The organism is Streptomyces sp. SID3212, assembly GCF_009865405.1.
Lineage (GTDB): Bacteria > Actinomycetota > Actinomycetes > Streptomycetales > Streptomycetaceae > Streptomyces.
In genome coordinates this window covers 1-8,093 of the sequence record NZ_WWJY01000277.1, presented here as the reverse complement: position 1 = coordinate 8,093, position 8,093 = coordinate 1, and the positions used below count along the sequence as shown (strand labels likewise).

The window sequence follows — 8,093 nt, the reverse complement described above, 5'->3', positions numbered from 1 at the left end:
TCCAGGGCCACGCCTCCCCCGGCATCTACGCCCGCGCCTTCCTGCTCGACCGGCTGAGCGAGGCGCAGCTCGACGCGTTCCGCCAGGAGAAGTCGAAGGCGCCGTACGGCCTGTCCAGCTACCCCCACCCGCGGCTGATGCCGGACTTCTGGGAGTTCCCGACCGTCTCGATGGGCCTCGGCCCGCTCGGGGCGATCTTCCAGGCCCGGATGAACCGCTACATGGAGGCGCGCGGCATCGCCGACACCTCCGCCTCGCACGTCTGGGCGTACCTGGGCGACGGCGAGATGGACGAGCCCGAGTCGCTGGGGCAGCTGTCCATCGCCGCCCGCGAGGGCCTGGACAACCTGACCTTCGTCGTGAACTGCAACCTCCAGCGGCTCGACGGCCCGGTCCGCGGCAACGGCAAGATCATCCAGGAGCTGGAGTCGCAGTTCCGGGGTGCCGGCTGGAACGTCATCAAGCTCGTCTGGGACCGCTCCTGGGACCCGTTGCTCGCGCAGGACCGCGACGGCGTGCTGGTCAACCGGCTGAACACCACGCCGGACGGTCAGTTCCAGACGTACGCGACCGAGACCGGCGCGTACATCCGCGACCACTTCTTCGGTGACGACCAGCGGCTGCGCGCCATGGTCGAGAACATGACCGACGAGCAGATCCTGCACCTGGGGCGCGGCGGCCACGACCACAAGAAGGTGTACGCCGCCTACGCCGCGGCCAAGGCCCACAAGGGCCAGCCGACGGTGATCCTGGCGCAGACCGTCAAGGGCTGGACGCTGGGGCCGAACTTCGAGGGCCGCAACGCGACCCACCAGATGAAGAAGCTCACGACCGCCGACCTCAAGGGGTTCCGCGACCGGCTGCACCTGCCGATCCCGGACAAGGAGCTGGAGGACGGCGCGCCGCCGTACTACCACCCCGGCAAGGACTCGGAAGAGATCCAGTACATGCACGACCGGCGCAGGGCGCTGGGCGGGTACGTGCCCACGCGGGTCGTCCGGGCGAAGCCGCTGGCGCTGCCCGAGGACAAGACGTACGCGGCGGTCCGCAAGGGCTCCGGGCACCAGTCGATCGCCACGACGATGGCGTTCGTACGGCTGCTCAAGGACCTGATGCGGGACAAGGAGATCGGCAAGCGGTTCGTGCTGATCGCGCCGGACGAGTACCGCACGTTCGGGATGGACTCGTTCTTCCCGAGCGCGAAGATCTACAACCCGCTCGGGCAGCAGTACGAGTCCGTGGACCGCGAGCTGCTGCTCGCGTACAAGGAGTCGCCGACCGGTCAGATGCTGCACGACGGCATCTCCGAGGCGGGCTGTACGGCGTCGCTGATCGCGGCGGGCTCGGCGTACGCCACGCACGGCGAGCCGCTGATCCCGGTCTATGTCTTCTACTCGATGTTCGGTTTCCAGCGGACCGGTGACCAGTTCTGGCAGATGGCCGACCAGCTCGCGCGCGGTTTTGTGCTCGGTGCGACCGCCGGCCGTACGACCCTGACCGGTGAGGGGCTCCAGCACGCGGACGGGCACTCGCACCTGCTGGCGTCGACGAACCCGGCGTGTGTCGCGTACGACCCCGCGTACGGCTTCGAGATCGCGCACATCGTCAAGGACGGCCTGCGTCGGATGTACGGCCCGCCCGTGGAGGGCGAGAGCCAGGACGTCTTCTACTACCTGACGGTCTACAACGAGCCGATCCAGCACCCCGCCGAGCCGGCCGACGTGGACGTCGAGGGCATCCTCAAGGGTATTCACCGCTTCAAGCAGGCCGAGCAGGGCGAGATCCCCGCGCAGATCCTGGCGTCGGGCGTGGCCGTGCCGTGGGCCGTGGAGGCGCAGCGGCTGCTCGCCGAGGAGTGGAACGTACGGGCCGACGTCTGGTCCGCGACGTCGTGGAACGAGCTGCGCCGCGAGGCGGTCGACGTGGAGCGGCACAACCTGCTGCACCCGGAGGAGGAACAGCGCGTCCCGTACGTGACGCGGAAGCTGTCCGGCTCGCAGGGTCCGTTCGTGGCGGTGTCCGACTGGATGCGGTCCGTGCCGGACCAGATCTCGCGCTGGGTGCCCGGGACGTACCAGTCGCTGGGCGCGGACGGGTTCGGCTTCGCGGACACGCGGGGCGCGGCGCGGCGCTTCTTCCACATCGACGCGCAGTCGATCGTGCTCGGGGTCCTCACGGAGCTGGCGCGGGAGGGCAAGGTGGACCGCTCGGTGCTCAAGCAGGCCGTGGACCGCTATCAGCTGCTGGACACGGCGGCGGCGGACCCGGGCCCTGAGGGCGGCGACGCGTAGCCCTTGCCGGGCGGGTCGGCCCGCTTCGGACAGCGCGGGTGACGGTGGCCTGAGGTCACGGGTGTCCTCAATCGCCGGACGGGCTGGGTAAGCCGTCCGGCGATTGAGGACGTGTACCGTCCTGCCCGGTCCGCGACATGTCTCAGCCGCGTGAGCGGGGGCTCGGGGTGTGTTCCCGTGCCTTCAGGTCCCGGGTACCCCCTCTCAGGTCTCCCAGACCTTGAACGCCCGGACGCGGTACGGCGAGCGCGGCACCCACGTGCCGCCGCCCGGGTACGTCTCGAACTCCCCCGTCTCTCCGCACTCCGCGGACTGGTACGTGGTCACGGGCCGTCCGGTGCGGTTGGCCAGCGAGGCGGCGGTGGCTCCCGCCGGGAGCGGTACGCAGCTGTCGATGTCGAGTCCCGACAGCTCGTGGATCCACCGGGAGCCGGTGAAGTCGTCCTTCCCCCAGAGGCACAACTCGCCCGCCGCGCACGCCCCCAGGCGGGGTGGTGCGGCGGTGGCGCTGCCGGCCGGCAGCAGGGTGGTGGCGAGCAGCGCCCCCAGGGCGAACAGGCCGGTACGTGTGATTGTGCTGGTTCCGCGCATGCGGATCATCCCCCGTCGTCGTACGTGTTCTTGCCGGTCATCCGTACCCTGACCTGCGCGGGACCCGCCGGGGAAGGGGTCCGGGGGCGCACCACCCGGATAGGCGACGGCCCCGCCGGAAGGTTCCGGCGGGGCCGTGGGGGGAGCGGAATTGACGTCGGGTCAGCCGGAGGCTGACATCAGATGTGCACCCCCGCGTCGGCGGCGTCCGCGTTGACGCCCCGCTTCGTCAGCAGCGCGACGAAGACCGCCACGGCGCCGACGCCGGCGGCGACCAGGCAGGCCAGCCCCATGCCGGACATGAAGGTGTCGTGCGCGACGGTGGTGATCTTCGCGGCGATCTCGGCGGGGGTGCCGGGCGCCACCGGGGGCACGCCGACCTGGACGGCCTCGGCGGCCTTGTCCGCCTGGTCGGGGGTGAGCGGCGGCAGGCCCGCGCCGGTCCAGTTGCCCGGCAGGTCGTTGGAGACCTTCGAGGCCATGACCGCGCCGAGCACGGCCGTACCGAGGCTGCCGCCGATCTGCATGGAGGCCTGCTGGAGGCCGCCGGCGACACCGGACAGCTCCATCGGGGCGTTGCCCACGATGACCTCCGTCGCGCCCACCATGACGGGCGCGAGGCCCATGCCGAGCAGGGCGAACCAGATCGACATGACAAAGCTGCTGGTGCCTGTCTCCAGCGTGGACATGCCGAACATGGCGACGGTGGTGAAGATCATGCCGGCCGCGAGCGGGATCCGGGGGCCGACCTTGGTGATGACCACCCCGGCGAGCGGCGAGGCGACGATCATCATGCCGGTGAGCGGCAGGAGGTGCAGACCGGCGTCGACCGGGCTCATGCCGTGCACGTTCTGGAGGTAGAAGGTCACGAAGAACAGGCCGCCGAGGAAGGCGATGGCCATCAGCGCCATCAGCACCACACCGGCGGAGAGCGGTACGGAGCGGAACAGGCCGAGCGGGATGAGCGGTTCCTTGACCTTCGTCTCCCAGAAGGCGAAGAGCCCGAAGGCGACGAGGGACCCGATGATGAAGAGCCAGGTCCGGCCCGAGCCCCAACCCCAGGTCGGGGCCTGGATGATCGCCCAGACCAGGCAGAACATCGCGGTGGAGAGCAGCAGGATGCCGAGGACGTCGAACGACTTCGGCGCCTTCTCGGCGCGGTGGTCCTTGAGGATCACGATGCCGATCCCCAGGGCCACGATGCCCACCGGCACGTTGATGAAGAAGACCGACTGCCAGCTGACGTTCTCGACGAGCAGACCGCCGATGATCGGGCCGCCCGCGGTGGAGGCGCCGATGACCATGCCCCAGATGCCGATGGCCATGTTCAGCTTCTCGGCGGGGAAGGTCGCGCGCAGGAGGCCCAGCGCGGCGGGCATCAACAGGGCGCCGAAGAGGCCCTGGAGCACGCGGAACGCGACCACGAGCGCGATGCTGTGGGAGAGGCCGATGGCCCCCGAGGCGGCGGCGAAGCCGGTGACGCCGATGAGGAAGGTCTGGCGGTGGCCGAAGCGGTCACCGAGCTTGCCGGCCGTGATCAGGGCCACGGCGAGGGCGAGGAAGTAGCCGTTGGTGATCCACTGGACGTCCGCGAAGCTCGCGTTCAGGTCCTTCTGGATGGCCGGGTTGGCTATCGCCACGATGGTGCCGTCGAGCGCCACCATCATCACGCCGATGGCCACCGAGAAGAGAGTCAACCAGGGGTGGCCGCGCAGCCCTTTGGCGGGCGTCGATGCCGGGGGTTCCGGGGTCTGCGGCGCTGTGTCGACGGTGGTCTGACTAGTCATACCGACCACGCTAGTGTCAGCCACTGACAGTTGACAAACCGTTTCACAAGTCGGTAACTGTCACGTAGCTCACAGATACACTGAGCAGGTCAAAGCGGTGTGAAGCGGTGGAACGAGGACCAATCGGTGGTGCACGAAACGGTGACCGGGCATCCGGTCGGGCTGCGCGCCCGCAAGAAACAGCGCACCCGCGACGCGCTGTTGCGCGTGGCACTGGAACTTTTCACCGCACAGGGGTACGAACAGACCACGGTCGACGAGATCACGGACGCGGTCGAGGTCTCCCAGCGGACCTTCTTCCGCTACTTCGCCGGCAAGGAGGAGGTCGTCTTCTCCGTCGTACGGATGGTGGAGGGGCGGTTCGTCGAGGCGTTGCGCGTACGACCCGCCGCCGAGGGGCCGTTCGAGGCGATGCGCCGAGCCGTCACGTCCGCCTGGCAGGGCGTCAGTGAGGCGATCGAGGCGGTCGTCCCCGTCGAACTGCACATGCGGACCTATCAGCTGATCGAGTCGACGCCCGCGCTGCTCGCCGCGCACCTGCGGCGTTCGGCCGAGCTGGACGAGGAGATCGCGCGGCTGATCGCGGACCGCGAGGGGCTCGACGTGGACGCCGACCCCCGGCCCCGGGTGGCCGTCGCCGCGTTCACCGGCGTGATGCGGGTGACGGGCCGGCTCTGGGGCCAGGGCCAGGACACGAGCGTGGAGTCGCTGGGCGCGCTGTCGGAGACGTACCTGGACCAACTGGGTCCCGCGCTGGCGGAGGACTGGCGGCGCCCGGTCCAGGGGGCGTCCCGGCCCGGGGGCCGGTCGGTCGCCGACACGCCCTAGGGCCGATTCGACCTCACGGGGCGTCATCTTCGGTGACTTGTACGCGTGTCGCGCGCCGGAGCGTACGCGCCGCGCGTACCCATGGTGACGTTACCGTCGGTTCATTCCTTCGTTGCGCGTGATGTGCCTCACCCTCGCCACGAGGGCACCTACGCGCGTCCTAGGCTGGTAGTTAGTGACTTCCTTCGAAACTGATCCTCCGTTGAGCGCCTGGCGCATGCTTCTCGCGCTCGCCGTCGTCTTCGTCCTCCTGGCCACCACCGGGTGGACCGCGGTACGTCATCACCGCGGCCCCGGCGAGCCCCTGGAGATCGCCGTCTCCGCCTGGGAGCGGGGCCGGACAGGAGCACGGGACCTCCCCGACACGGACAGCCCGCCGAAGCTGATCGCGGCCTTCTTCACGTCGCTGACGGCCGTTCAGCAGACCGCGCTCGTGCGCAGATACCCGCTCGTCGTGGGTAATCTGAACGGCGCTCCGGTGACGTTGCGCTACCGGGCCAACCGGCTGGCGCTCCGTCAGGCGCGGGAGGTCGAGCGGCGCCGTACGCACGACGTGCGGCTGTCGCCCGACGGGCGCAGGCAGGCGGGGCGCACGATGAACCGCTACACGTCGATGCTCCACCCGGACCGGCGGATGCTCGCCTTCGACCCGTCGGGCAAGGGCCGGGCCGCCGAGGTGTTCGGCGATCTGGATCACGCCGAGCGGGTCTCGATCGTGGTGCCGGGCGTCGACACGAACGTACTGACCTTCGAACGGACCGAACGCAGGTACACGGCGCCCGCCGGGATGGCCGGGGCGCTGTACACGGCCGAGCGGCGCGCGGATCCCGCCGCCCGTACCGCCGTCATCGCCTGGGCCGACTACACCGCGCCCGCCGGTCTCGGCATGGACGCGGCCATCGGGAAGCTCGCGGAGGCCGGGGGCGTACGGCTCACCGCGCTGGTCCGGGCGCTGCCCGGCCGGTCGCGGGTCTCCCTCTTCTGCCACAGTTACGGCTCCGTCGTGTGCGGGGTCGCAGCCGACGACCTGCCGGCGCGGGTCACGGACGTGGCGGTCGCCGGGAGCCCGGGGATGCGGGTGGGCAACGCCGCACAACTGCACACCACGGCCCGGGTGTGGGCCATGCGGGACCGCGACGACTGGATCCAGGACGTGCCGTACCTGGCGGTCGGCGGCCTGGGGCACGGGGCGGATCCGGTGAGCGGGCACTTCGGGGCGCGGATCCTGTCGGCGGACGGGGCGGTCGGGCACAGCGGGTACTTCGTGCCGGGCACGGACAGCCTCGACAACTTCGCCGACATCGGGGTCGGCTCGTACCGCGCGGTGCGGTGCGCCGACACGGACAGCGACTGCCGGAGCGACCTCCTCCGGGCGGACGGGATCGGACGCGCGTAGAACTCCCCGCGCCGGGGCAGGCGACGCGGCGGCGCGCGGCGCCTACGATGTGCCGTATGGGTGATGTGCTGGGCGGAATTCATGCCACCTGGGAGTTCGAGAGCGATTCCGTGCTCGTCCGCTTCGAACGGGGGATACGCGCGCCGAAGCTCTTCCAGGCCCTCGGCGAACGCCGCGTCCCGCACGCGGCGTTGTCCTCGGTGACGCTCTCCCCCGGCAAGCGCGGGACGGTCGTGCTGCACGCGGTCCCGAGACCGGGCGCCGATCCCCTGATGGAGGCGGCGGCCGGCCAGCTCAGGGGGAGCAGCGATCCGTACCGGCTGGTGCTGCCGGCGGAGCGCGAGACGCTCGCGGAGTACTACGCGGACGAGTTGCGCGCGGCGCTCGCGGGCCGGGGGGACGGGCCGGAGCGCCTGGAGCCCGCCGAGCGGTTCCTGGTGGACCCGCCGGAACGGCCCAGGACGTTCAAGGCGTTCGACGGCAAGGCCGTCTTCGACGGGGAGCAGGTGTCCTTCCGCTGGTCCTGGACGGGCGCGTCGTCCGCCAAGTGGAAGGCCGGCGACCAGAGTTTCGCGGTCAGGGACCTGGACGGGGTCGAGTGGCGCTCCCCCGAGGTCTTCGACGGCTACCTGCGGCTGCTGCCGCGCGACGGCCAGGGCGCGGAGCTGCCGCGGGCCCCGCAGCCGGCCCAGGCCGACCACGACCCGGCGGCCGTGGTCTTCGGCCTCGGCTACGGCCCGGTGCACGAGTCGCTGCCGTTCGCGGCGGCGGTCCTGCACGCGGTACGGGGCGCGGGGGCGGCCCCGGGACCGCCCCGGATCCCGGTCCACGCGGCGGCGACCCCACGCAGCGACCCGGCGGACGTGGCGGAACGAATCCGCCACCTCGGGGAACTGCACCAGGCGGGCCTGGTGACGGACGACGAGTTCAGCGCGAAGAAGGCGGAGCTCCTGGCGGAGCTGTGACGGCCCGGCCTCGCGGCCGGCCGGACCGGGGGTCGGTGCCGGACCACACCCACCCGGGCGAGACCGCCGACCTGGGCGGGGCACGCACCTGGGCGGGGCGCGCAAAAGCCTGCGCCACCCGCCCGCAGGGCCGACCGCCGGGAACGCACGGTCGTACGCCTCCGACCCCGCGTAAACCCGACCGCCGCCCCGAGCGGGCTCGTGCCAGCCTGCCCACCGGGGCGACCACGGCCCG

General features: G+C 71.2%; 6 protein-coding genes. 4 read left to right on the top strand and 2 right to left on the bottom strand.

All coding sequences use genetic code 11. The annotated features are described in order from the left end of the window. A partial coding sequence (gene aceE / locus GT042_RS08705; RefSeq protein ID WP_161308133.1) for a pyruvate dehydrogenase (acetyl-transferring), homodimeric type occupies window positions 1-2,291 on the top strand: 2,291 nt, incomplete at its 5' end. A 204-nt stretch (window positions 2,292-2,495) separates the two neighbouring features. Here aceE and GT042_RS08700 read toward each other — a convergent pair. Both GT042_RS08700 and GT042_RS08695 read right to left on the bottom strand, forming a co-directional pair. Beyond that, window positions 2,496-2,882, bottom strand: a complete 387-nt coding sequence (locus GT042_RS08700; RefSeq protein ID WP_161308132.1) for a peptidase inhibitor family I36 protein — start codon at window positions 2,880-2,882, stop codon at window positions 2,496-2,498. Window positions 2,883-3,061: 179 nt separating this feature from the next. Beyond that, window positions 3,062-4,669, bottom strand: a complete 1,608-nt coding sequence (locus tag GT042_RS08695) for an MFS transporter (RefSeq protein WP_161308131.1) — start codon at window positions 4,667-4,669, stop codon at window positions 3,062-3,064. A gap of 126 nt (window positions 4,670-4,795) precedes the next feature. Between GT042_RS08695 and GT042_RS08690 the strand changes: the two genes are divergently transcribed. The 3 genes from GT042_RS08690 (at window position 4,796) to GT042_RS08680 (ending at window position 7,858) form a co-directional block, all read left to right on the top strand. Further along, complete coding sequence (locus tag GT042_RS08690) at window positions 4,796-5,497, top strand: TetR family transcriptional regulator (protein WP_161308130.1); 702 nt, start codon at window positions 4,796-4,798, stop codon at window positions 5,495-5,497. 175 nt (window positions 5,498-5,672) lie between these two features. Next, complete coding sequence (locus GT042_RS08685) at window positions 5,673-6,893, top strand: alpha/beta hydrolase (RefSeq protein WP_161308129.1); 1,221 nt, start codon at window positions 5,673-5,675, stop codon at window positions 6,891-6,893. 56 nt (window positions 6,894-6,949) lie between these two features. Continuing rightward, entirely contained in the window at window positions 6,950-7,858 is a 909-nt protein-coding gene (locus tag GT042_RS08680) for a DUF4429 domain-containing protein (RefSeq protein ID WP_161308128.1), read from the top strand. Window positions 7,859-8,093 lie beyond the last annotated feature (235 nt).